This is a genomic window from Streptomyces sp. NPDC039480, assembly GCF_055597165.1.
Map to the genome: position 1 here is coordinate 341,258 of NZ_JBVITX010000001.1, position 24,939 is coordinate 366,196.

The following is a 24,939-nucleotide window of genomic DNA, read 5'->3' on the forward strand; positions in this document are numbered from 1 at the left end:
GCCGCCGGTCCGACCTGCGGGCTCCGCCTCACTTCCGGCTCGCGGCCAGGGGAGCCGCCCGGCGGACCGAATCGGCGGAGGCGGCCAGCAACGGCATGCGCACGGCCGGGCTGGGGATGCGGTTCTGGGCGTGCAGCACTCCCTTGATCACCGTCGGGTTCGGTTCGGTGAAGAGGGCGGCGGACAGCCGGGCGAGATCGGCTCCGAGACGGCGGGCGGGTGCGGCGGAGCCGCGTCGCCACAGGGCGATCATCTCGGCGTAGTCGGCGGTACGCAGATTGGCCGACGCGACGATCCCGCCGTGGGCGCCCGCCGCGACGAGCGGCGAGAGGACGATGTCGTCACCGCCGAGCACGGCGAACCCGGGCAGGGGCGAGGCGAGCAGCTCGATGGTGGTCGCGTCGATCGCGCCGGTCGCGTGCTTGATGCCGACGACCTGCGGCAGGCGGCCGAGCGCGGTGATCGTGCCGGCACTGAGCGTCTGCCCGGTGCGGTAGGGGATGTCGTACACGATCAGAGGGAGGCCGCCGTGCTCGGACAGCGCGGCGAAGTGCGCCAGGGTTGCCGCTTCCCCCGGGCGGATGTAGGGCGGCGCGGGAACGAGCGCGGCGGCGACGTCGCCCCTGGCCGCCAGCTCTCGCAGGGCCGTGATGGCGGCGGCGGTGTCGTTGGTGCCCACCCCCACCACGAGCTGTGCCCCGTGTGCCCGGCAGGCGGCCGCGCAGACGCGGACCACCGTCTCTCTCTCCTCGGCGGTCAGGGTGGCGGCTTCGGCGGTCGTACCGAGGGCGACGATCCCGGAGGCGCCGGCCGACAGCGCCTCGTCGGCGAGGCGGGCCAGGGCGTCGGGGGCCAGGCGCAGATCGTCGGTGAACGGTGTCACCAGGGGGACGTACAGGCCGTTGAAGAGCGGTACGGAATTCGATGCGGGGCTGGACGCGGGGCTCGATGCGAGGTCCACTGCGGAGTTCATTGCGGGGCTCATGCTCTTACCCTGGCTCACCCCACTCGGTAGATCCATTTCAGATTCCTGCCGTCACACCTAAGCTGAACTTATGCTCGACGTCCGACGCCTCCATCTGCTCCGCGAACTCGACCGGCGGGGCACCATCGCCGCCGTGGCCGAAGCGCTGACCTTCACCGCGTCCGCCGTCTCCCAGCAGCTCGGCGTGCTGGAAAGGGAGGCGGGTGTGCCCCTGCTGGAACGCAGCGGCAGACGGGTGGTCCTCACGCCCGCCGGTCGTTCCCTCGTCGCACACGCCGACGCGGTGCTGAACCGTCTCGAACAGGCGGTCGCCGAGCTGGCGGGCGCACGGGACGGCATCGGCGGGCCGCTGCGCATCGGTACGTTCCCCTCCGGCGGCCACACGATCGTGCCCGGCGCGCTGGCCGAACTGGCGTGCCGACACCCCGCGTTGGAGCCGATGGTGCGGGAGATCGACTCCGCGCGCGTCTCCGACGGCCTGCGGGCCGGTGAGCTGGACGTGGCCCTGGTCCATGACTACGACTTCGTACCCGCGACCCCGGACACGACCGTGGACGAGGTGCCTCTGCTCGAAGAGCCGATGTACCTCGTCACCCATGCCGCGGACGCTGCTGCGGCCGCTGCCGCGGACTCCGGGCCCGGGAGCACGCTGGCGGCGCTGCTGGGGCCCTGTGCCGAGGTTCCGTGGATCACCGCACGGGACGGCACGACCGGTCACGCGATGGCCGTACGCGCCTGCCAGGCCGCGGGGTTCCAGCCCAGGATCCGCCACCAGGTCAACGACTTCCGCACGGTGCTGGCGCTGGTCGCCGCGGGGCAAGGGGCCGGGTTCGTGCCGCAGATGGCCGCGGTGCCGAGCCCCGCGGGCGTGGTGCTCACGAAGCTGCCGCTGTTCCGTCGCTCGAAGGTGGCGTTCCGCGCGGGCGGTGGCGCCCATCCGGCGATCGCCGCTTTCGTGGCCGCGGCGACGACGGCGGTCGAACGTATGGCGGGTTCACGAGGCCCGGTCGGCGGCTCTGAGTGAACCTGCCGACCGTGGGAATGTGTGTGCCTGGGCCGCACCTGCCGTGGCCCACTGACCTCCTGGCGACGTCCTGACGTCCTGATGTTCGAACGAGAAGGCGATTTTCCGCGATGGCCGATGACGCGTACCTGTTCCTCCTCCCTGACCGGCACCCCAGACTGGGAGCGGCCCTCGCTGCCGTCGGTGCCTTGGAATGCACGGAAACCCCTGCGGTGCACGCCTGGTTGCAGGCCCACGAGGTCTCCGCGTCCTCGGAACAGGTCAGGATCCTGCCTGCCGAGGCCGAGACGCTCATTCCGAAGGACGCCGAGCGGCTGCCGGTGCCGTTGGGCGAGGAGGAGGCGCTCAAGGTCCAGCAGGAGTGCGCGCCCCAGGCCGTCACGGACATGGAGAGCGAACTGCTCGAATTCCGGGAGACGACCCAGGACTGGCAGGCCCTCGTGCACCGGGCCCTGACCGCGGGGATTCCCGCGCAGCGCATCGCCCGGCTGACCGGACTCGACCCGGAGGAGATCGGCCGCCTGTAGGCGCTAGCGGCCGCCCAGCGCGGATACCAGGAACGCGACCGTGACCGTGTTGAAGACGAAGGCGACGACCGTGTTCGCCGCCACGGTCCGGCGCATGGCTCGTGACGTCACGTCGACATCCGTGGTGCCGAACGTCGTCATCGCGGACAGGGCGAAATAGACGTAGTCGGCCCAGACCGGAGTCCGTTCTCCGGGGAACTCCAGTGCCCGCTCGTTCTCCACGAGGTTGTCGGCCTGGAACGTGACGGCAAAAGTCACGACCACGCAGATCCAGGAGACGACGACCAGGGCGAGAGCCAGCAGGGTGCGGGGGAGCGCGGAGAACGTGGTGCTGAGGTGGCCGGGAAGCCACAGCACCGCCACCACCAGCGCGGCAGCCGCGATGAACAGCGACCCGCCGGGGCCGGGTGCGGTACCGAGGACGTAACGCTGCAGGAACGTACCGCGAGCTTCGCGACGCGCCCAGGAGCGGACCTGCTCCGGGACGACGCTCACGAAGACGGTCAAGGTGATCGCGAGGTAGGGCACCAGGTAGGCGAAGAAGACGAGGACGCCGACATCCGCTGCCGAAATCCGCGCCACGGCGTCGAGGGGAAGGACCAGTGCCGCGCACGCCGCGACGGCCAGGCTCACCGCCGACCTGCGCCGTTCGGAAAGCCAGCGATGCACGGACGAGCCTCCCTGGTCGGGCGTCGGGCCTTTCGTGATCGTGACCGGCTCCGCGCCCGCCGAAAGCGCGGCGCGATTGCCTGCCCTCGAACGAGCGAAACGCTTGCGCCGGAAAGCCTCCCTGCCGATGCCGATGCCGATGCCGACGGCGGCGGCAGTGGCTGCGGATGCGGATCGTGCGCTGTGCCCTGACCCTGGATGGGGGGAGGAACGCAGAGAGGCAGGTACGCCCATGACGGTCATGGACAAGCTCAAGCAGATGCTCAAGGGGCACGAGGACAAGGCCGGCCAGGGAATCGACAAGGCGGGCGACTTCGTCGACGACAAGACGCAGGGCAAGTACAGCGGTCAGGTCGACACGGCCCAGGACAAGCTCCGCGACCAATTCGGCTCGGACCAGCAGGAGCCTCCGCAGAGGTAGGCGGAGCGGGGTCAGGGCGGAAGCGGGCGTCGGGCCCCGCACTCCTCCGTATGACGCGGAGGGTGTGCGGGCCCGACGCCCGCGTCGTCATGCCGTTGCCGTGGGCACGGCAGCCCGGGGATCCTCCTGTGACGGCTCGGCGCCCGAGGCGAGCCGCTGCTGCATGCGCAGATGACGGAACTCGTAGTGCGCGCCGGACTGCCGCAGCACTCCTCTGCGGTGCGCCTCGTCGAGGAACGTCATGATCCGCCACGGCAGCCGCCCTGTCAGCGCCAGCCAGACGCGGGCGACCGCCAGTTGCCCCCAGGCGGTGAGCGCGAGTGCGGCGGTGCCCATCGGCACCCACATCTGCGCCGCGACGTGGTCGAGCCCGCCCCGCGACGCGAACGCCCAGGCCAGGACGACACACACGCCGCCCGTCATGACCGCCACGACTCCGGACCGGGACAGCGAGGCCATGCGGTCCGTGCGCAGGGTGACCTGCGGATTGGCGGCCCGGATGAGATCGGAGGGAGTGCTGAGCGCGCGATAGAGACCCGAAGCGGGGCCGCCGATCAGCGCGATCAGGACTCCGCCCATGGCGCCGGGGATCAGGAACCGGTCGAGCGGGTGCCGGGCGGCGCTCTGAGCGAGCCAGGTCCGGGACTGCTCGGGCAGCTCCGGCAGCATGTTCACCGCGTCGGCCGCGGTGTCGCCGTCGACGAGTACGCGCAGATCGCCGTCGGCGACACGGAAGGTCACCGGTGTGTCGGACGACTGGCACCGCCGGCCACAGCTCGGCGGACGGCTGCCGTGCGGATATGCCGCGGGACGGGCGCCCGCGTGCGGGTACACCAGGATGACGGCGATCTCCGTCGAGGACTCGACAGTGCGGACGCCGTCGGGTGTTTCCCGGTGCGACCACTTCCCGAGCCGCCTGCCGTCCAGGTCGGCCGCCCTGGAGGTCTCCACCGCGGAGAACGCGCAGGCGACAGCGCCGACCGTCCCGCCTGCCGCCACTCCCACGAGCAGGCACACGGCCCAGCCGTGCAGCAGCCCGGTCACGAAACGCCGGGCGATGCGGGCCTCACCGCCAGGGGACACACCTGTCCGCACTCCCTGTCGCCCGGCTGCCGCCCACAGACACAGGGCCGCGGCGAAGCACAGGTTGCCCGCCACGGCCGGCCACGTGCCGAGGCCGCGCCCGAGCAGCCATGGCTCGACCATGACGAGCCCCGTCAGGGCGAGAAAGCCGCTCCCGGCCCGTGCCGCGAGCCGACCGGAAGGGCTGCCCGCCCAAGGCAGCCCGAGCGGCACCGCATGGCGGGCCAGCCCCGCAACCCCGAAGTACAAGGCGATCAGCACGCCGAAGACCGCGCCCCCGAACAGCTCGGCCACCCAGCCGTCCGTGACCGTGCCGAACTGCAGTCCGAACTGCACGGAGCCTCCGCTGAGACCGTACCCGAGGGTGGCCGCTGCGGCCGTCGCCATGCAGACCGTGAGCTGCCGGGTCAGGGCCGTGCGCTGTCGAGTCAGGGCCGTGCGCCCTTCGCGCCGCGCCACCGACACGGGTAGCAGCAGGGCAAGCCCTCCGGCGAAGCCGACCAGGTTACCGACCAGGTTGGCTGCCAGCGACGGCTTGTCATCGAAGACGAAGACGTCGCCTCCGACGCTGGAGAACAGGATGGGGACGGCCAGGACGAACGTGAGCGCCTGCGCGAGCAGGGCGGGCGCCGCCAGCCGCAGCATCCGCGGCACGCAGAGATAAAGCTCCCACCAGGCGAGCCGCTTGGACTGCCGCCGCTCCAACTCGCGGGCCAGATACGCGAGCCAGCGCCTGGCGTCCGCGGCACGCCAGCGTGAGTCGACACCGTCGTCGCCGAACGCAGCCGGTACGAACGCGTCGAGGAGGTGTTTCTCGATCCCGGCCGTCGTCGCGAGACGAGGGTCGTCGAGGAGCTCTCGGGGATCGCGGGACGTGTCGCCGTACACCGTGCGGGCCAGGGCCACCATGAGCGGGTTGGTCAGGATCTGCAGGAGTGCACCGGCTGCCGGAGTGCGCGAGTCCTCCCGCAGGGAGTCAAGCACCGGGGTCCACACCGTCGTACGGCGACCGCGCGGACCGCCCAACGGACGCGCGGTGCGCTCTAGATAGGACTTCGCCTCGGCGAACTCCAGCGGCAGCAGCTCAAGGACCTCCGCGCCGGTGAGCACATCGCTGCACGCGACCGTGGAGCGCCAGGCCGTGGTCCGCGAGGTGACGAGCACCGGCATGCCGTCGTCCAACTCCGCGTTGAGCCTGCGCATCGCGGTCCCGTACAACGCCGGGGGCAGCTCGTCGAAGCCGTCGAGGACAGGCGCGATCAGCCCGGCGTCGAGCAGCGCCCCGCCCAATGAGATGCCGTCGGTGGTGGCCGCCAGAGGCCGGTACTCCGCCACGAGCCGCTCCAGGAGCCAGGTGCGCAGCGGGGTGGTGCCCGGGTCCCAGGCCGCCAGGGGGAAGATCACGGGCACCGCCGTGCCGGGCGTGCGCTTCCTCAGAAGATCGAGCGTGCAGCACACGGCGAGCACACTCTTGCCAGAACCAGGGCTTCCGAGTACGACCACGCGCCTGGACGGCACCTCCTCGAAGGCCGTGGCGACCGACGCCAGACAGTTGTCGCCGGTCCTGGGCTCCGGCACCGGGCGGCCACGCCGGATGTTCCGTGTGTCGTCCGCGAGCAGTCGGTCGGCCGACCGACAGCGGACGTTCAGCGGCTTCGGGTCCTGCAGTCGCCGCAGTCGCGCCTCCTGGGCCCACTGGACCCGTACCGCATCGGCGAGCGCATCAGCGGTCTGCCGCAGCACCGCGCCGGGTTCCGGCGGGGTGTCCGTGGGGCGCAGGATATCCACGAGCAGTGCCACGACGGACACCATGACGCCGAGCACGGAGACGACGAACGCGGGGCCGTCGTACTGCACTTGCTCGCCGTGCCCCGCTCCGACCTGGCGGAGCGTGACGACCAGCACGACCAGCGCCGCACAACCGACGCCGGCCCACAGTCTGCGTCGTGTCCAGACCTCCCGCCCACGCATGCCGCCCCCTCCGCACCCCGCGCCTCGTGTGGAACCGAGCGTGTCAAGGAAGAAGCACCGGGCGGCGAGTCAGCGCACTTCTGTATGGGGGCGCTCAGAGGTGAACCGGGTGGCGTGTATGCCGTGCGCGCTCCGGGCGGGGCCTTTGACTCGGGGGGCTTGCCCTCACCCTCAAAAAGCCGTGGCTCCACCCTGGCGCGAAAATGGCACCACGTGGCACCATATGTGTGCCATGATGGCGTCATCGTCTTAGTGGGCGCTGCCAGAGGGGTTGCATCATGGGGACAGCACAGAGTCAGGAGCAGGCCGCAGGGCCCGGTGCCTGCGCCGCCTTCTTGCGGTTCGTGCTCTGTGGTGGTGGCGTGGGTCTCGTCTCCAGCTTCGCCGTGGTCGCTCTCGCCTCCTGGATTCCCTGGGCGCTGGCCAACGCCCTGGTCACCGTGGTCTCCACCCTCGTCGCCACCGAGCTCCACGCCCGCTTCACCTTCGGTGCGGGCGGGCGCGCGACCTGGCGGCAGCACGCGCAGTCGGCCGGTTCGGCGGCGGCCGCGTACGCGGTGACCTGCGTGGCGATGGTCGTCCTGCAGCAGCTGGTGGCGGCGCCCGGCGTGCTGCTTGAACAGGTCGTGTATCTGTCGGCGTCCGCACTCGCCGGTGTCGCGCGGTTCGTGGTGCTGCGCCTCGTCGTCTTCGCCCGGAGCCGTTCGCACTCCGCCGCGTGCGCCGTGCGCACCGCGCGTCCCGTACCCGCGATCGTGGGCCGCGCCGCCTCGAAGCCGGCCGATCCCGCGGCGCTCTGCCCCGCCGCCTGACTCCGTGCCCGCATGTTTGTGCCCCCGGGGCTCCGTGCGTCCGGGGGCGGGGTGGGCGTCATGCCCGGGTGGTGGTCCAGGGGTTACGCGGTGGTGTGTGCCAGTTCCTGGCCGAGGTGGTGGGCGAGCTGTGCGGGGGTGGGGTTCTCGACGATGGCGACCATCGCGATCTCCATGCCGGTCAGCGTCATCAGCGTCTTGGTGAGCTCAAGGGCGGTAAGGGAGTTGAGGCCGTTCTCGAGGAAGTTGCTGTCGTCGCTGAGGGTGGTGTTCAGGAGGGTGCCGGCCTGGGTGCGGATGGTGTCGGTGAGGAGCTTCTCGCGCTCCTCGGGGGTGGCCGCGGCGAGCTGCTTCTCCAGCTCGGTGGCGTCCTGGCCGGAGGTGTTGTCGGTGCTGGTCATGACTGCTCCTGTGTGAGTGAGGTGGTGGCGGGGGTCACACCGCGGCGTGCGCGGTGTGGTCGTGCAGCCAGTAACGCGTGGCCTGGAAGGAGTACGTCGGGAGGTCGATGGTCCGGGGGTGGGGCGTGCGCTGGACGAGAGGGGTCCAGTCGACGGTGCCGCCCGTGGTGTGCAGCCGCGCGAGAGCGGTCAACAGGGCGCGTACGGAGGGGGTTTGCGGGTTTTCCGGATCGAGCGCGCCCAGGTCGAGAAGTGTGTGGGTATCGGGGGTGGGCGGTGCGGTGGGGGGCGGCGCGGTGAGGTGGTGGTGCCAGTAGCCGGCGGAGGTGAGGGGGGTGTCGGCCGGGGCGGTGCTGATGAGCGTGAGCGTGGGGCGTTGGAACGTCAGCTGCTTCAGCACGGGCTCATAGGCGTCGGGCGGGGCCGGTTGCGCACCGTCGGCGGCATGGGCGGCCGTGGCGTGGGCGGCGGCCAGGCGGCACGCGTCGTCGAGGGTGAGGATTCCCGCGGCGTACGCGGCGGCGATGTGGCTGACCCCGTCGCCGGTGAGGGTGTGGGGGCGTACCCCGGTTTCGAGGAGCAGGCGCGCGAGCGCGGTGTGGACCGCGAAGCGCGCGAGTTCGGCGTGGGGAGTGGGGAGGGGGGTCGGCAGGTGGGTGTCGAGGAGTTCGCGCGCTTCGTCCAAGGCGGACGCGAAGAGCGGGAATGCCGAGTGGAGCTCGGCACCTCCGAATGCCGCGCCGAATACCGCGTCGAATGCCACGTCAGGTGTGGCTCCGGGCGCCGTCCCCGTCGTAACCCCGTCCGCCGAGCCGCCGTCGAAGTGCCAGGCGATCTTCTTCGGGCCGGCCCCGGGCGTGCTCCGGACCAGGTCGGGGTGGTCCTCTCCGGCGGCCAGGGCGCGGGCGGCGGAGAGCAGTTCGGCGTGGTCGGCGCCGGTGAGGACGGCGCGATGTTCCAGGGGGCTGCGGGTGGCGGCGAGCGAGTAGGCGACGTCGGCGGGGGAGGGCACGGGGTCGGCGGCCGCCAGGTGGGCGACGAGGGCCTTCGCCTGCGCCCGCAGGGCCTCGGGCGTACGGGCCGACAGGACCCAGGCCACCGGGAGTTCCGGGGTAACGGTCGACGTCTGGTCGTGGGCGGCATCCGGCACCGGAGGCTCTTCCACCGCAGCCTCTTCCACCGGAGGCTCTTCCATCGGAGGCTCTTCCAGGATGAGGTGCGCGTTCGTGCCGGACGTGGCGAAGGCGGAGATGCCGACCCGGCGGGGCTCCTCGCGGCGGGGCCAGTCGACCGCCTCGGTGAGGAGTCGCACCGCGCCCTTCTTCCAGGCGGCGAGGGGCGTCGGCCGGTCGACGTGGAGGGTCGGCGGCAGGGTGTCGTGCCGGAACGCCTGGACCATCTTGATCAACGCGGCCGCCCCCGCGGCCCCCTGCGTGTGCCCCGTGTTGGACTTGACGGAGCCGAGCCACAGGGGCCGGTCGGGGGAGCGGTCCGCGCCGTAGGTGGCTAGGAGGGCCTGGACCTCGATGGCGTCGCCGATGGGGGTGCCCGTCCCATGTGCCTCGACGGCGTCGATCTGGTCCGGGGCGAGCCGGGCGTCGGCGAGCGCGGCGCGGATCACATGCTGCTGGGAGGGGCCGTTGGGGGCGGCGAGGCCGTAGCCGGCGCCGTCCTGGTTGACCGCGGAGCCGCGAATGACGGCGAGTACCGGATGACCGTTCTTCCTGGCGTCGCCGAGCCGCTCAAGGAGGACGAGGCCGACGCCTTCGCCGAGGCCCATGCCGTCGGCCGCGGCGGCGAACGGTTTGCAACGGCCGTCCTGCGCGAGCGACTTCTGGTGGGCGAAGGCGTGGAAGGTGTGCGGCGTCGACATGACGGTGCCGCCGCCCGCGAGGGCGAGCCGGCACTCGCCGCGGCGCAGCGCCTGGCAGGCCAGGTGGAGGGCGACCAGGGAGGACGAGCAGGCCGTGTCCACGCTGATGGCGGGGCCTTCGAGGCCGAGGGCGTAGGCGATGCGGCCGGAGACGAGGCTGCCTGATGTGCCGCCGCCCAGATAGGGCAGCAGCTCGTCGGGCGCGGTCTCCAGACGTGTCGCGTAGTCGTGCCCGGTGGCGCCGACGTACACGCCGGTGAGTGTGGAGCGCAGGGTGTGCGGGGCGATGTGGCCGCGTTCGACGGTCTCCCACGCGAGGTGCAGCATGAGGCGCTGGAGGGGTTCGGTGGCCACGGCCTCGGTGTCGCTGATGTCGAAGAAGCCCGCGTCGAAGCCGGCCGCGTCGTCCAGGAACCCGCCGAGCTCCGCGTACGGGCGTTCCTCGGGGAGCTCCCAGGCGCGGTCGTCGGGGAAACCGGTGACGGCGTCGCGGCCCTCGGACACCAGATCCCACAGGTCGTCCGGGGTGCGGGTCTTGCCGGGCAGCCGGCAGGCCATGGAGACGACGGCGATCGGCTCGTGCTGTGCGGCCTTCAGTTCGCGCAGCTGCTGCTGGGCCTGGTGGAGCTCGGCGGTCGTCCACTTGAGGTATTCGACGAGCTTCTCTTCGTTCGCCACGGGAATGGTCAGCCTTCCTGTTCTCGCGCGTGAAGCCTCAGGTGGGACGAGGTCGGGCAAGGTGGGCAGGCAGGAGCCGCACGCTGTGGGTGCCAGGGTCGCCGCGGCTGCTTAAGCGGGTCTAACTCCCGCCTTGCCGCCGGGCCGCGCCTTGCACGAACCGGCCAGCAACAAGAGGTCGGCGGCGATCTCGTCGGGTGCGCCGGCGTGCAGATCGTGGTCGGAGCCCGGGTACCAGCGCACGCTCACCTGTTCCAGGGCCGCCTCGGCGGCGGCCACCCAGGCCCGTACCTGGTCGGACAGTTGGGGGATGGCGGGGATGAGGGGCAGTAGCCGCACCGGCACGGTGATCTTGGGGTACCAGTCGGCGGGCGCCTCCCGCTGCAGGCCGGCGACGATCGACATGACTTGCGTCGAGGTCAGCCGGGGGATGAGCAGGCCGTCCGGTCCGACGCGGTAGTCCGCCAGGCGTGCCTCGATGGAGGTGGGCGACCAGTCGGGGTGCGTGGCCCGCAGATAGGCGCGCATGTCGGCGGCGCTGGTGGTGCCTTCCTGGGCGCGCAGGACCACGTCGGCGGTGCGCTCCCAGAAGGCGCGCATCACCGGTCCGTCGAACTCGTACCAGCCGCCGTCGATCAGGGCGAGACCGGCCACCAGGTCCGGGTGTTCGGCCGCCAGGCGCAGCGCGAGGTGCGCGCCCCAGGAGTGCCCGGCCACCAGTGCGCCGGACAGGTCGAGGGCGGTGACGGCCGCCACCAGGTCCGTGACGACCGTCGCGTTGTCGTACCCGTCGGGCGGGGCGTCCGACTCGCCGTGGCCACGGTGGTCGACGGCGTAGGCCGGGTGTCCTGCGGCGGCGAGCCGGGCGGCGACCTCGTCCCACATCCGGGCGTTCGAGAGCATGCCGTGCAGCAGCAGGAACGGACGGCCCGTGGCTCCCGGTCCGTCCGCGGGCCGGTGCCTGACATTGAGGGAGACGGTCGGCGAGACGGGGATGCGGAGGTTCTTCACAGGCGGGCCCTTGTGATCCCTTGTGCTGGGGGAGGACGGCGGGGGCGGCACGCTCAGGGGCGCTGGGCGGTCGCGAAGATGTATCCGAGCTCGGGCATCTTGCCGAGGGCCGCCTGGTTGTGCAGGAACAGCTCGTATCCCTCTACGCCGATGATGTCGACGTACTCGTCCCGGTGGGCGCGGATCCACTCGACGTAGCCGTCGTAGGTCTTGGCGGTCTCACGGGTGATGTCGGTCAGTTCGAGGACGGTCCAGCCGGCGGCGCGGAAGATGTCGGGGTAGTCCCCGATGTCGGTGAGCGCGGCGTAGATCGTGGTGTCGCTGACGGTGGCGGTACGGGGCCGGCTGGGGTCGGGGTTGAGGTAGACCATGTCGGCGATCGGCATCCGCGCGCCGGGCTTCACGACGCGCAGGGCCTCGGTGAGGACCTGCTGCTTGTCCGGCATGTGGAGCATGGACTCCAGGGCCCAGCAGTGGTCGAAGGAGCCGTCGTCGAACGGCAGGTTCATGGCGTCCACCTGCTCGAAGCGGACCCGGTCGGCGAGGCCGGCCTCGCGCGCCCGGCGGTTGCCGCGCTCGACCTGGCGGGCGCTGACGGAGATGCCGACCACCTCGACGTCACGGGCGCGGGCCAGCTGCATGGCCGGGGTGCCGTTGCCGCAGCCGATGTCGAGGACGCGGTCACCGGGGGCCGGGTCGAGGCGGCGGATCATCTCGTCGGTCATCTGGACCATGGCCTCGTCGAACGTGGCCTGCTGCTCGCCGCCGTCGAACCAGTAGCCGTAGTGCAGATTGCCGTCTCCGAGCTGAGTCATCAGGTCGAAGACCTTGTGGTCGTAGTAGTGGCCGATGTCGCTGGGCTCGGGGGCGACGGTCTTGTTCACCGTCGGGGGCTTCTTGGTCGTCGCGTTCTTCGTCACGGCATCAGCGTCGCCGCGCGGCGACGGGCGTCACAACCCCACCCCCGCCCCTCAAAAGCCCCTAAGGGCGCACCCGGCCTGCCCCTAGGAGAGCTCTCTTGACGCGTTCCATACGGAACGGGTGGTACCCCTGCGAAAAAAATGAGAGTACGCTCCGACTAGATATTGAGCTCTCTTTAGGAGGTCGACTCCCATGTCTGCTGATCTGGGTGCGCGGCGGTGGTGGGCCGTCGGTGCTCTCGTACTCGCCTCGATGGTCGTGGGCTTCGATGTGACGATCCTGAGCCTGGCCCTGCCGGCCATGGCCGACGACCTCGGCGCGAACAACGTCGAGCTGCAGTGGTTCGTGACGTCGTACACGCTGGTCTTCGCGGCCGGCATGATCCCGGCCGGCATGCTCGGTGACCGGTTCGGACGCAAGAAGGTCCTGCTCGGCGCCCTGGTGATCTTCGGCATCGCCTCGCTGGCCTGTGCCTACGCGACGTCCTCCGAAGCCTTCATCGGCGCGCGTGCGGTGCTCGGCCTGGGCGCCGCGCTGATCATGCCGACGACGCTGTCGCTGCTGCCGGTCATGTTCTCCGACGAGGAGCGGCCGAAGGCCATCGGAGCGGTGGCCGGCGCGGCGATGCTCGCCTATCCGCTCGGCCCGATCCTCGGCGGCTACCTGCTCAACCACTTCTGGTGGGGCTCCGTCTTCCTGATCAACGTGCCGGTGGTGATCCTCGCCTTCCTCGCGGTCTCCGCCTGGCTGCCCGAGTCCAAGGCCAAGGAGGCCAAGCCGTTCGACATCGGCGGCCTGGTGTTCTCCAGCGTCGGCCTCGCCGCGCTCACCTACGGCGTGATCCAGGGCGGCGAGAAGGGCTGGACGGACGTCACCACGCTGGTGCCGTGCATCGGCGGTCTGCTCGCCCTCGTGCTGTTCGTGATGTGGGAGAAGCGGGTGAAGGACCCGCTGGTCGACCTCTCGCTGTTCCGCTCGGCCCGCTTCACCTCGGGCACCATGCTCGGCACCGTCATCAACTTCACGATGTTCGGCGTGCTCTTCACGATGCCGCAGTACTACCAGGCGGTCCTCGGCACCGACGCGATGGGCAGCGGCTTCCGGCTGCTCCCCATGGTCGGCGGTCTGCTCGTGGGTGTGACGGTCGCCAACAAGGTCGCCAAGGCCCTCGGCCCGAAGACCGCGGTCGGCATCGGCTTCGCACTCCTCGCCGCCGCCCTGTTCTACGGCGCCACCACGGACGTCAGCAGCGGCACCGGCCTTGCGGCCGCCTGGACCGCGGCCTACGGACTGGGCCTCGGCATCGCCCTGCCCACCGCCATGGACGCCGCCCTCGGCGCGCTCTCCGAGGACTCCGCCGGCGTCGGATCGGGCGTCAACCAGTCCATCCGTACCCTCGGCGGCAGCTTCGGCGCGGCCATCCTCGGCTCCGTCCTCAACTCCGGCTACCGCGGCAAGCTCGAACTCGACGGCGTGCCCGAGCAGGCGCAGGGTGCGGTCAAGGACTCCGTGTTCGGCGGCCTCGCGGTGGCTCGGGCGATCAAGTCCAACGGACTGGCCGACTCGGTGCGTTCCGCGTACGTCCACGCCCTGGACGTGGTGCTCGTGGTCTCCGGTGGCCTGGGGCTGCTCGGTGTGGTGCTGGCGGTGGTGTGGCTGCCCCGCCATGTTGGTCAGAGCACCGCCAAGACAGCAGAATCTGAGCATGAAGCCGCAGACGCAGTCTGACCAGGGCAAAACAGTGCCTGGTCTGAGAGAACGCAAGAAGGCCCGCACGAAGGCCGCGATTCAGCGGGAGGCGGTGCGCTTGTTCAGGGAACAGGGCTACACCGCCACGACCATCGAGCAGATCGCCGAAGCCGCCGAGGTCGCTCCCAGCACCGTCTTCCGCTACTTCGCGACCAAGCAGGACCTGGTCTTCTCGCACGACTACGATCTGCCCTTCGCGATGATGGTCCAGGCCCAGTCGCCCGACCTGACGCCGATCCAGGCCGAGCGGCAGGCCATCCGCTCGATGCTGAAGGACATCAGCGAGCAGGAACTGGCCCTGCAGCGCGAACGGTTCGTACTCATTCTCTCCGAGCCGGAGCTCTGGGGCGCCAGCCTCGGCAACATCGGCCAGACCATGCAGATCATGAGCGAGCAGGTGGCCAAACGGGCCGGGCGCGACCCGCGGGACCCCGCGGTCCGCGCCTACACCGGGGCCGTGTTCGGAGTGATGCTCCAGGTCTCGATGGACTGGGCGAACGATCCGGACATGGACTTCGCCACCACGCTGGACGAGGCGCTCCACTGCCTGGAAAACCTGCGGCCCTGACCGAAGGGGCGGGCGCACCACAGAGCCCGCCCCGGCCAGACGTCGTACGCGGCGCCATCGGCTGTCGCGTACGACCCCCGCGCCCCGGATTCCCCCGCGGGGCGCGGGGTCAACGGAAAAAGAGACGACCGCACGCGGCCACTGTTCCCCCGGCTGCCGCGTCCGGTCCAACCTGGCGTGCTCCGGCTTCCCTCGACGGAGCACGCCAGGGGTCTGTCCGCCGCCTCTGGGTGGCTCCCGTCAGACGCCCGGCCTTGCCGTGAGCGCCTCGGTCACGACGGCCGCCACCCGCTCCTGACAGTCGTCGATGTAGAAGTGCCCGCCGGGCAGCACCCGCAGATCGAACGCCGCGCCGGTCCGCTCCCGCCACGTCGCGGCCTGCTCCGGCGACGTCCGCTCGTCGGCGTCCCCGATCAGCGCCGTGATCGGACAGTCCAGACGGCTGGGGCCCGGCGCCTCGTAGGAGGCCACGGCCCGGTAGTCGGCCCGCAGCGCGGGCAGGATGAGGTCCTGCAGCTCGGGACTGCGGAAGAACCGCTCGTCTGTGCCGCCCATCGCCCGCAGATGGGCCAGGATGTCCGCGTCCCCGAACGCACCCGCACGCCCCGCGGGACGGTAGGGCCGCGCCAGCCCCCCGGAGGCGAACAGGTGTACGGGCAGGCCGGGGCCGGCCGGTCCCCGCAGCCGCCGCGCCACCTCGAACGCCACGATGGCACCCAGACTGTGCCCGAACAGCGCGAACGGCTTCCCGTCGCACGGCAGGTGGGGTACGACACCGTCGGCGAGCTCGGCCACCGACGCCAGGCACGGCTCCGCATGACGGTCCTGCCGCCCCGGATACTGCACGGCGAGCACCTCGACGCCGGGCGCGAGCAGACCGGAGAGCCCGAAGTAGTAACTCGCCGAACCACCCGCGAACGGAAAGCAGACCAGCCGCACCGGCGCCTCGGCGGCATCGTGGTACCGCCGCAACCACACTCCGTTTCCGGTGGCGTCACCGAACCGCGGTGCCCGCGCCGCCGTGCCCCTGTCCATCGCTCTCCCTCTCCTCGCGTCGCTCCGCGGAGGCTGTCGTGCCCGCCGCCCCGACAGCCCAGATGCTGGCCGCGGCCCATAGCGCCCGGCTAAAGCCGCAGGCGGCTAGCCGGGGTTTGGTTCGCCTTTAGACAGCCCGCCCACGATGAGCCCGGTACTCGAAAGCGATCTCCGATTTCGGACCGGGAGCGCCGTTGATGTTTTGTGGCAGCCAGTTGTTCAGCGCCCGACCGCAGCTGACGTGATGGCCGCGTCCGCGTCCGCGTCCCCCTCGGGACCGAGCGCAGGCCCCGACCCGATCGCCGTCGTCGGGATGGCCTGCCGCCTGCCCGGAGCCGCTGACCCCGCCGCGTTCTGGCGGCTGCTGAGCGAGGGGCGCAGCGCGGTGAGCACCGCGCCGCCCGAGCGGCGCCGAGCCGATTCCGGCCTCCACGGGCCGGGCGGCTACCTGGACCGGATCGACGGCTTCGACGCGGACTTCTTCCACATCAGCCCGCGCGAGGCCGTGGCGATGGACCCCCAGCAGCGGCTGCTCCTCGAACTGAGCTGGGAGGCGCTGGAGGACGCGGGCATCCGGCCGCCCACCCTGGCGCGCAGCCGCACCGGCGTGTTCGTCGGCGCGTTCTGGGACGACTACACCGACGTCCTGAACCTGCGGGCGCCGGGCCCGGGCGCCGTCACCCGGCACACCATGACCGGCGTGCACCGCAGCATCCTGGCCAACCGCATCTCGTACGCGTACCACCTGGCGGGCCCGAGTCTCACCGTCGACACCGCGCAGTCCTCCTCGCTCGTCGCCGTCCACCTGGCCTGCGAGAGCATCCGGAGCGGCGACTCCGACATCGCCTTCGCGGGCGGGGTCAACCTCATCTGCTCGCCGCGCTCCACCGCGCTGGCCGAGGCCCGCTTCGGCGGTCTCTCCGCCGCAGGCCGCTGCCACACTTTCGACGCCCGCGCCGACGGTTTCGTACGCGGCGAGGGCGGCGGCCTCGTGGTGCTCAAGCCCCTCGCGACGGCACGGCGCGACGGCGACACCGTGTACTGCGTGATCCGGGGGAGCGCCGTCAACAGCGACGGTACGACCGACGGAATCACCCTGCCCAGCGGGCAGGCGCAGCAGGACGTGGTGCGCCTCGCCTGCCGGCGGGCCCGGGTCACGCCGGACCAGGTGCAGTACGTCGAACTGCACGGCACCGGTACGCCCGTCGGGGACCCGATCGAGGCCGCCGCACTGGGCGCCGCACTCGGGCAGGACGGCGCGCGCACCGTGCCGCTGGCCGTCGGCTCCGCCAAGACGAACGTCGGCCACCTCGAAGCCGCCGCCGGGATCGTCGGGCTGCTCAAGACCGCGCTGAGCATCCACCATCGGCGGCTGGCACCGAGTCTGAACTTCACCACCCCCAACCCGGCGATCCCACTCGCCGAACTCGGCCTGACCGTCCAGGAGGGTCTGGCCGACTGGCCGTGCCCCGAACAGCCGCTGATCGCTGGGGTGTCGTCCTTCGGTATGGGGGGCACGAACAGCCATCTTGTTGTGGCGGCGGCGCCGAATTCGGTGGCGGCGCCGGATGCGGTTTCGGTGCCTGAGCCGGTGGTGGCGCTTACGCCGTGGCCGGTCAGTGCGCACAGCGCTGCCGCGCTGCGCGCACAAGCCGGTCGCCTGCGGGCGCACCTCGCCGGGCGCCGCCCCGTCCCCGACGTCGCGCGGGTCGGCCACGCCCTGGCCACCACCCGTGCGCCTCTCGCCCACCGCGCGGTCCTGCTCGGCGCCGACACCGCCGACCTTCTGGGCTCCCTGGACGCGCTGGCCGAGGGTGCGGAGACCGCGTCCGTGGTGCGCGGCGAGGCGTACACCGAGGGCAGGACGGCCTTCCTCTTCAGCGGTCAGGGTGCGCAACGCCTCGGCATGGGAAGGGAGTTGTACGCCGCGTTTCCCGTCTTCGCCGACGCGCTCGACGAGGCGTTCGCCGCCCTGGACGTGCATCTGGACCGCCCGCTGCGCGAGATCGTCCTGGGTGGGGCCGTCCCGGGTGGGGCCGTCGAGGGCGAGGGCGCCGAACATCAGGGGCTCCTCGATCAGACCGCGTACACCCAGCCCGCGCTCTTCGCGATCGAGACGAGCCTGTACCGGCTGGCGGCCTCCTTCGGTCTGAAGCCGGACTACGTCCTCGGCCACTCGGTCGGCGAGATCACCGCCGCACACGTCGCCGGCGTCCTCTCGCTGCCGGACGCGAGCGCTCTGGTGGCCGCGCGGGGACGCCTCATGCAGGCGGTCCGGGCGCCCGGCGCGATGGCCGCGTGGCAGGCCACGGCGGACGAGGCGGCCGAACTGCTCGCCGAGCACGAGCGGCAGGTGACGATCGCCGCAGTCAACGGACCCGACTCCGTGGTCGTCTCCGGCGACCGTGCCACCGTCGAGGAACTGACCGCCGCCTGGCGGGGACGCGGCCGCAAGGCCCACCACCTGAAGGTCAGCCACGCCTTCCACTCGCCGCACATGGACGCCATCCTCGACGAGCTGCGCGCGGTCGCCGCCGGCCTGACCTTCCACGAGCCGGTCATCCCCGTCGTCTCCAACGTCACCGGCGAACTCGTGACAGCGACCGCGACCGGGAGCGGGAGCGGCGCCGGGCAGGCCGATCCCGAGTACTGGGCGCGGCACGCGCGCGAGCCCGTGCGGTTCCTGTCGGGCGTACGGGAGCTGTGCGAGCTCGGAGTTACTACCTTCGTCGAACTCGGCCCGGACGCACCGCTGTCCGCGATGGCCCGCGAGTGCTTCCCCGCTTCCGCGGACCGGAGCCGCCCGCGCCCCGCCGCCATCGCCACATGCCGACGCGGCCGCGACGAGGTGGCCACGTTCCTGACGTCACTGGCCCAGGCGTACGTCCGCGGGGCCGACATCGACTTCACCCCGGCCTATGGTGCCCCGGCCGCCACGCGCCGCCTGCCTCTCCCCACGTACCCCTTCCAACGCGAACGCCACTGGCCTGCCGCCACCGGGGCGGAGCAGCAGCCGGAAATCCGGGAGCTCCCGGTACCCCTGGAGCCCCCGGAGCAGGCAGGGCAGGAGCGGGCGGAGGAGGCGGGCGAGTGGGGCGGGCCTGAGGGGCGGCTTGCCGGGCTTTCCGTGAACGACCAGGAGCGGGTTCTCCTCGGGCTGGTCGCCAAGCACGTGGCCGTCGTGCTCGGGGATGCCTCGGGCTCGGTCCAAGCGGCCCGCACCTTCAAGCAGTTGGGTTTCGACTCGATGGCCGCCGCCGAGCTGAGCGAACGGCTCGGTACGGAGACGGGCCTGCCGTTGCCCGCCACTCTCACCTTCGACCACCCGACCCCCCTGGCCGTCGCCGCCCACCTGCGCGCGGAGCTCACCGGCACGGCCGGCGCGGCCGGCTCCGCGCCCGCCACGGGTGACCTCGGCACGGACGAGGACCCGATCGCCATCGTGGCCATGAGCTGCCGCTACCCGGGCGGCGCGGGCTCGCCGGAGGACCTGTGGCGGCTGGTCGCGGACGGCGCCGACGCGATCGGCGACTTCCCCACCGACCGCGGCTGGGACCTGACGCGGCTGTTCCACCCCGACGCCGACCGGTCGGGCACCAGCTGCACACGGCAGGGCGGGTTCCTGTACGACGCCGCCGACTTCGACGCCGAGTTCTTCGACATCAGCCCGCGCGAGGCCCTGGCCGTCGACCCGCAGCAACGGCTACTCCTCGAATGCGCCTGGGAGACCTTCGAACGGGCGGGCCTGGACCCGCGGGCGCTCAAGGGCAGCCCCACCGGCGTGTTCGTCGGCATGACGGGGCAGGACTACGGCCCCCGCCTGCACGAGCCGTCCCAGGCGACCGACGGCTATCTGCTGACCGGCAGCACGCCGAGCGTGGCCTCGGGCCGCCTGTCGTTCAGCTTCGGCCTGGAGGGTCCCGCCCTGACGGTGGACACGGCCTGCTCGTCGTCGCTGGTCACGCTCCACCTCGCGGCGCAGGCGCTGCGGCGCGGCGAGTGCGACCTGGCCCTAGCAGGAGGCGCCACCGTCCTGGCCACGCCGGGCATGTTCACCGAGTTCTCACGGCAGCGGGGCCTGGCCCCCGACGGCCGCTGCAAGCCGTTCGCGGCGGGCGCCGACGGCACGGGCTGGGCCGAGGGCGTGGGCCTGGTCCTCCTTGAACGGCTCTCCGAGGCGCGGCGCAAGGGCCACGACGTCCTCGCGGTGATCCGGGGTTCGGCGATCAATCAGGACGGCGCCAGCAATGGCCTGACCGCGCCCAACGGCCCCTCGCAGCAACGCGTCATCCGTGCCGCGCTCGCCGACGCCCGCCTCTCCGGCGAGGACGTCGACGCCGTGGAGGCGCACGGCACCGGCACCACGCTCGGCGACCCGATCGAGGCGCAGGCCCTGCTCGCCACGTACGGCCAAGGGCGTGCGGCGGAGCGGCCGTTGTGGCTCGGTTCGGTGAAGTCGAACATCGGTCACACGCAGGCCGCCGCCGGTGTCGCGGGCGTCATCAAGATGGTGATGGCGATGCGTCACGACCTGCTTCCCGCCACCCTCCACGTCGACGAGCCGAGCGGCCACGTGGATTGGTCCACCGGCGCGGTACAGCTGCTCACCGAGCCGGTCGCCTGGCCACGCGGCGACCGCCCGCGCCGCGCCGCGGTGTCGTCCTTCGGCATCTCCGGCACGAACGCGCACCTGGTCCTCGAAGAGGCAGGGCCGGGCGAGTGCGTTGCCGGAGCCGCCGACGACGGGTCGGTGGACGGCGCGGTGCTGCCGTGGGTGGTCTCCGGACGGACCGGAGCGGCGCTGCGCGAACAGGCCCGTCGCTTGGGGGACTTGGTGGCTGGAGCCTCGGGGGCCGCTGTCTCTCTGTCCGGGGTGGGTCGGTCGCTGGTCACCACGCGGGCGGTGTTCGAGCATCGGGCCGTGGTCGTGGGCCGTGACCGGGATGCGCTGATCGGCGGCCTTGAGGCCCTTGCCGCGGGTGAGGCGTCGCCGGACGTCGTGTGCGGGGTCGCGGGTGATGTCGGTCCCGGCCCGGTGCTGGTGTTTCCCGGGCAGGGCTCGCAGTGGGTGGGCATGGGAGCCCAACTCCTGGCCGAATCAACGGTGTTCGCGGCTCGGATCGAGGCGTGCGAGCAGGCGCTGTCCCCGTACGCCGACTGGTCACTGACAGAGGTCCTGCGCGGGGACGGGCGCGAACTGTCGCGGGTCGATGTCGTCCAGCCCGTCCTGTGGGCGGTGATGGTCTCGCTCGCCGCCGTCTGGGCGGACCACGGCGTGACCCCGGCCGCCGTCGTCGGGCACTCCCAGGGGGAGATCGCCGCGGCGGTCGTCGCCGGCGCGCTCACCCTGGAGGACGGCGCCAAGATCGTGGCCCTGCGCAGCCGGGCGTTGCGCCGGCTTTCGGGCGGGGGTGCCATGGCTTCCCTCGGGGTGGGCCAGGAGCAGGCCGCCGAACTCGTCGAAGGTCACCCCGGAGTGGGCATTGCCGCCGTCAACGGGCCGTCCTCGACCGTCATTTCGGGGCCGCCCGAGCAGGTCGCCGCCGTCGTCGCCGACGCCGAGGCGCGCGAGCTGCGCGGCCGCGTCATCGACGTGGACTACGCCTCGCACAGCCCCCAGGTCGACGCCATCACCGACGAACTGACCCACACCCTGGCCGGCGTACGCCCCACCACGGCCCCGGTGGCGTTCTACTCGGCCGTGACCGGCACCCGCATCGACACGGCGGGCCTCGACACCGACTACTGGGTCACCAACCTGCGCCGCCCGGTCCGGTTCGCCGACGCCGTCACCGCGCTCCTCGCGGACGGCCACCGGGTCTTCATCGAGGCCAGCAGCCACCCCGTCCTCACCCTCGGCCTCCAGGAGACCTTCGAGGAGGCCGGGGCCGACGCCGTCACCGTGCCCACGCTGCGGCGCGAGGACGGCGGCCGGGCACGTCTGGCCCGCTCGCTGGCCCAGGCCTTCGGCGCCGGGTGCGCGGTCAGGTGGGAGAACTGGTTCCCGGCCACCGGTACGTCGACCGTGGAGCTGCCCACGTACGCCTTCCAGCGTCGCCGGTACTGGCTGGAGGCTCCCACCGGCACCCAGGACGCGGCAGGGCTGGGCCTCGCCGCGGCGGGGCATCCGCTGCTCGGGGCGGCCACCGAGATCGCGGACGGCGACATCCGCCTGCTCACCGGCCGTATCAGCAGGCACAGCCACCCCTGGCTCGCTCAGCACACCCTCTTCGGCGCCGCGGTCGTGCCCGCCTCCGTCCTCGCGGAATGGGCGCTGCGCGCCGCCGACGAGGTCGGCTGCCCGCGTGTCGACGACCTCACGCTGCGCACCCCGCTCGTGCTGCCCGAGACCGCGGGTGTACAGGTGCAGATCGTGGTCGGACCGGCCGACGCACGGGACGGGCACCGCGACTTCCACGTGTACGCCCGCCCCGAGGGCGGCGACACCTTCGACGGTGATGACACCGCCGAGGGTGCCCCCCACGGCGCCGACGCGCCCTGGACCTGCCATGCCGACGGTCACCTGGTCGCCGAGCCCACCGGTACGGCCGCGGAGGACGCCCCGGACACGGCATGGCCGCCGCCCGGCGCCGAACCCGTCGACCTGGGCGACTTCTACGAACGGGCCGCCGCGACCGGCGTCGGCTACGGACCGGTCTTCACGGGGCTGCGCGCCCTGTGGCGGCGGGAGGACGGCGAGCTGTTCGCCGAGGCGGTGCTGCCGCAAGAAGCCCCGGAGGCCGCCGGGTTCGGCATTCACCCGGCGCTCCTCGACGCCGCACTGCACCCCGCACTTCTCGGCGAGCGGCCGGCCGAGGAGGACAAGGTGTGGCTGCCGTTCACGCTGACCGGAGTGACCCTGTGGGCCACCGGTGCCACGGCTGTACGCATCCGTCTCACCCCGCTGGACGACGACCCCGACGCGTCGGCGGACGGGCGGGCGTGGCGGGTCGGCGTGAGCGACCCGACCGGCGCGGAGGTGCTGACCTGCGAGGCCCTGGTCGTGGTGGCGGCGGGACGCCGCGAGCTGCGGACCGCGGGGGAGCGGGTGTCCGATCTGTATGCGCTGGAGTGGGTGCCGGTGTCGGGGTCGGCTGCTGAGGGTGTCGACTCCTCGGGATGGGTCGGTCTGGGGGAGTGCGGGGAGCGTGTGGAGCGCTCGTACGGGGATCTGGATGCTCTGGGTGCGGCCGTCGAGGGTGGGGCTTCGGTGCCGTCCGTCGTTCTCGCCACCGCGGCTGCCGCCCCTACCGGAGCGGGCGACGGTGCCGCCGACGCGCTGGGCGCGGTGCGGCGGGCCGGCGCGCTCCTCGAACGGTGGTTCGCCGACACGCGGCTCGCCGACGCCCGTCTGGTGGTGATCACGTCCGGCGCGGTCGCCACGGGTGACGGCTCTCTTCCCGACCCGGCCGCCGCGGCGGTACGAGGACTGGTCCAGGAGGCGCAGGTCAGGCACCCCGGCCGCATCCTCCTCGTCGACACGGAAGCCGGGGGTGGGGGCGGGGCCAGGGGTGAGGCCGGGGTCGGGGTCGATGACGCGCTCCTGGCGCAGGCCGTGGCCACTGCTCTCGGCGCTGACGAACCGCAACTCGCCCTGCGCGCGGGCCGCGTCCTGGCCCCCCGCCTCACCACGCTCCGGGACGCGCCCCCCACCGACGAGGCGCGACCGCTCGACCCGGACGGCACCATACTCATCACGGGGCCGTCCGGCGCCCCGGTGGCCGACCTCGCCGAACACCTCGTACGCACCGGGCAGTCCAGGCGTCTGCTGCTCCTGCCCGGAGACGGTGAACTGGCGGAATGCGCGGAGGAGTTGCGGGGGCTCGGCGCCACCGTGGACCTGAGGACCCTCGACCCGGCGGACCCGGCCGCCCTTGCCGAAGTGGTCGCCGCCGTCGACGGGGGCCATCCCCTTACGGGGGTCATCCACGCCACCGGAGGCGTAGACGCGTACGATCCCGGCGACTCGACGAGCCACACGACGAGCCGCTCCTCCAGCTACTCGACGAGCGACTCGTTCGCCGAGGCATGGTCGTCGAGTGCAGGTGTCACTGCCGCCCTGCACGCCGCGACCGCCCACCTTCCCCTGGACCTGTTCGCCGTCCTGTCCCCGGCGGGCGCGGAGCTGGGCATCGCGCGGTCGGCGGCCGTCGCGGGGGCCGACGCCTTCAGCGCGGCACTCGCCCTGCGCCGGCACACCACCGTCACGACGGACACGACAGTCCCGTCGCGCACAACCACCGCGACCACCGCGACCACCACGTCGTCGCGGACGACGGGCGTGGCCCTCACGTACGGGCCGCCCACCGCGCCGAGGCCCGGCGTCAAGGAGACGGCGCCCGGCCGGATCCCCGCGCTGCTCGACGCCGCGCGCGCACACGGGGGTGGCTCGCCCCTGCTCGGGGCCCGCCTGGCCGCGCGTACGCTGGCCGCTGAGGGCGCCGGCGTGCCCGCGCCACTGCGCGCGCTGGCCGCAGCCGCAGTTGCAGCAGGGGCACCGGCCCGCCGCCGCACCGCCGCCGACCGCAAGCCCCCCACGGACTGGTCGGCCCGGCTGGCCGCCCTGTCCGCCCCCGAGCAACTCCGCCTGCTCATCGACGCCGTACGCACCCACGCTGCCGCCGTCCTCGGCCGCACCGACCCGGAAGCGCTGCGCGGGGACGCCACCTTCAAGCAGCTGGGCCTGGACTCGCTGACCGCCGTTGAGCTGCGCAACCGGCTCGTGGAGGACACCGGCCTGCGCCTGCCCACCGCCCTCGTCTTCCGCTACCCGACGCCCTCGGCGATCGCCGCACACCTGCGCGAGCGGCTGACCGGCCCGAGCGAGACGGCGGGGAGCCAGAGGCCCGTGGGACAGTCGCCTGCGGCGGGGCAGGTGCCGTCCGCGCTCGCCCCCGCGGGACCGCCCGCCGCAGACACTGTGCTGAGCGACCTCACCCGCATGGAGAACAACCTCTCCGTGCTCGCCGCTCAGCTGCCGCACGGAGAGACGGGCGCGATCACCACCCGGCTCGAAGCGCTCCTCACGCGCTGGAAGACCACGAACACCACGGCGAACGACGGCGGCAACGGTAACGGCAACGACGGCGATGGCGACGCCGCCGACCGGCTCAAGGCCGCGTCCGCCGACCAGATCTTCGACTTCATCGACAACGAGCTTGGTGTCGGGCACGGCACCTCGCGCGTGACCCCCACTCCGAAGGCCGGGTGA

Annotated in this window: 15 protein-coding genes; 7 read left to right on the forward strand and 8 right to left on the reverse strand. The window is 72.3% G+C overall.

What is annotated here, in order from left to right; translation table 11 throughout:
- Positions 1-28 precede the first annotated feature (28 nt).
- Positions 29-973: a dihydrodipicolinate synthase family protein gene (locus tag ACZ56E_RS01540; RefSeq protein WP_471209656.1), complete on the reverse strand. Its 945-nt coding sequence runs from the start codon at positions 971-973 to the stop codon at positions 29-31.
- Positions 974-1,055: 82 nt separating this feature from the next.
- Here ACZ56E_RS01540 and ACZ56E_RS01545 point away from each other — a divergent pair, with 82 nt between their 5' ends.
- A complete protein-coding gene (locus tag ACZ56E_RS01545; protein WP_468603858.1) occupies positions 1,056-2,009 on the forward strand; it encodes a LysR family transcriptional regulator in 954 nt (317 codons plus the stop codon).
- A 110-nt stretch (positions 2,010-2,119) separates the two neighbouring features.
- Positions 2,120-2,536: a DUF6003 family protein gene (locus ACZ56E_RS01550; RefSeq protein WP_471209660.1), complete on the forward strand. Its 417-nt coding sequence runs from the start codon at positions 2,120-2,122 to the stop codon at positions 2,534-2,536.
- Positions 2,537-2,539: 3 nt separating this feature from the next.
- Here ACZ56E_RS01550 and ACZ56E_RS01555 read toward each other — a convergent pair whose 3' ends face one another.
- Positions 2,540-3,205 (reverse strand): DUF1345 domain-containing protein, encoded by a 666-nt coding sequence (locus ACZ56E_RS01555; protein WP_471209663.1) that lies wholly within the window; start codon positions 3,203-3,205, stop codon positions 2,540-2,542.
- Between the two features lie 232 nt (positions 3,206-3,437).
- On the opposite strand from ACZ56E_RS01555, the gene ACZ56E_RS01560 reads away from it, so the two are divergent.
- Positions 3,438-3,626, forward strand: coding sequence for an antitoxin (locus tag ACZ56E_RS01560; RefSeq protein WP_468603864.1), 189 nt, complete (start codon positions 3,438-3,440; stop codon positions 3,624-3,626).
- A gap of 87 nt (positions 3,627-3,713) precedes the next feature.
- Here the strand turns inward: ACZ56E_RS01560 and ACZ56E_RS01565 are convergent, their stop codons facing one another.
- Entirely contained in the window at positions 3,714-6,680 is a 2,967-nt protein-coding gene (locus ACZ56E_RS01565) for an NACHT domain-containing protein (RefSeq protein WP_471209666.1), read from the reverse strand.
- 278 nt (positions 6,681-6,958) lie between these two features.
- Here ACZ56E_RS01565 and ACZ56E_RS01570 point away from each other — a divergent pair, with 278 nt between their 5' ends.
- Positions 6,959-7,492, forward strand: a complete 534-nt coding sequence (locus tag ACZ56E_RS01570) for a GtrA family protein (RefSeq protein WP_471209668.1) — start codon at positions 6,959-6,961, stop codon at positions 7,490-7,492.
- Between the two features lie 83 nt (positions 7,493-7,575).
- On the opposite strand, the gene ACZ56E_RS01575 is transcribed toward ACZ56E_RS01570, so the two are convergent.
- From ACZ56E_RS01575 to ACZ56E_RS01590, 4 genes are all read right to left on the reverse strand, one after another.
- A complete protein-coding gene (locus ACZ56E_RS01575; protein ID WP_468603868.1) occupies positions 7,576-7,893 on the reverse strand; it encodes an acyl carrier protein in 318 nt (105 codons plus the stop codon).
- A 34-nt stretch (positions 7,894-7,927) separates the two neighbouring features.
- Positions 7,928-10,444 (reverse strand): type I polyketide synthase, encoded by a 2,517-nt coding sequence (locus tag ACZ56E_RS01580; RefSeq protein WP_471209672.1) that lies wholly within the window; start codon positions 10,442-10,444, stop codon positions 7,928-7,930.
- A gap of 111 nt (positions 10,445-10,555) precedes the next feature.
- Positions 10,556-11,455: an alpha/beta fold hydrolase gene (locus tag ACZ56E_RS01585; RefSeq protein WP_471209674.1), complete on the reverse strand. Its 900-nt coding sequence runs from the start codon at positions 11,453-11,455 to the stop codon at positions 10,556-10,558.
- A 53-nt stretch (positions 11,456-11,508) separates the two neighbouring features.
- On the reverse strand, positions 11,509-12,375 hold the full coding sequence (locus ACZ56E_RS01590; protein ID WP_471209677.1) for an SAM-dependent methyltransferase: 867 nt from the start codon (positions 12,373-12,375) through the stop codon (positions 11,509-11,511).
- Between the two features lie 193 nt (positions 12,376-12,568).
- Here ACZ56E_RS01590 and ACZ56E_RS01595 point away from each other — a divergent pair, with 193 nt between their 5' ends.
- Together ACZ56E_RS01595 and ACZ56E_RS01600 are read left to right on the forward strand one after the other, a co-directional pair.
- Positions 12,569-14,104, forward strand: a complete 1,536-nt coding sequence (locus tag ACZ56E_RS01595) for a DHA2 family efflux MFS transporter permease subunit (RefSeq protein WP_471209680.1) — start codon at positions 12,569-12,571, stop codon at positions 14,102-14,104.
- Entirely contained in the window at positions 14,082-14,693 is a 612-nt protein-coding gene (locus tag ACZ56E_RS01600; RefSeq protein ID WP_471209683.1) for a TetR/AcrR family transcriptional regulator, read from the forward strand. The genes ACZ56E_RS01595 and ACZ56E_RS01600 overlap by 23 nt, the downstream gene beginning before the upstream one ends.
- 240 nt (positions 14,694-14,933) lie before the next feature.
- On the opposite strand, the gene ACZ56E_RS01605 is transcribed toward ACZ56E_RS01600, so the two are convergent.
- Positions 14,934-15,728, reverse strand: a complete 795-nt coding sequence (locus ACZ56E_RS01605; RefSeq protein WP_471209686.1) for a thioesterase II family protein — start codon at positions 15,726-15,728, stop codon at positions 14,934-14,936.
- A 244-nt stretch (positions 15,729-15,972) separates the two neighbouring features.
- On the opposite strand from ACZ56E_RS01605, the gene ACZ56E_RS01610 reads away from it, so the two are divergent.
- On the forward strand, positions 15,973-24,939 hold the full coding sequence (locus tag ACZ56E_RS01610) for a type I polyketide synthase (protein WP_471211475.1): 8,967 nt from the start codon (positions 15,973-15,975) through the stop codon (positions 24,937-24,939).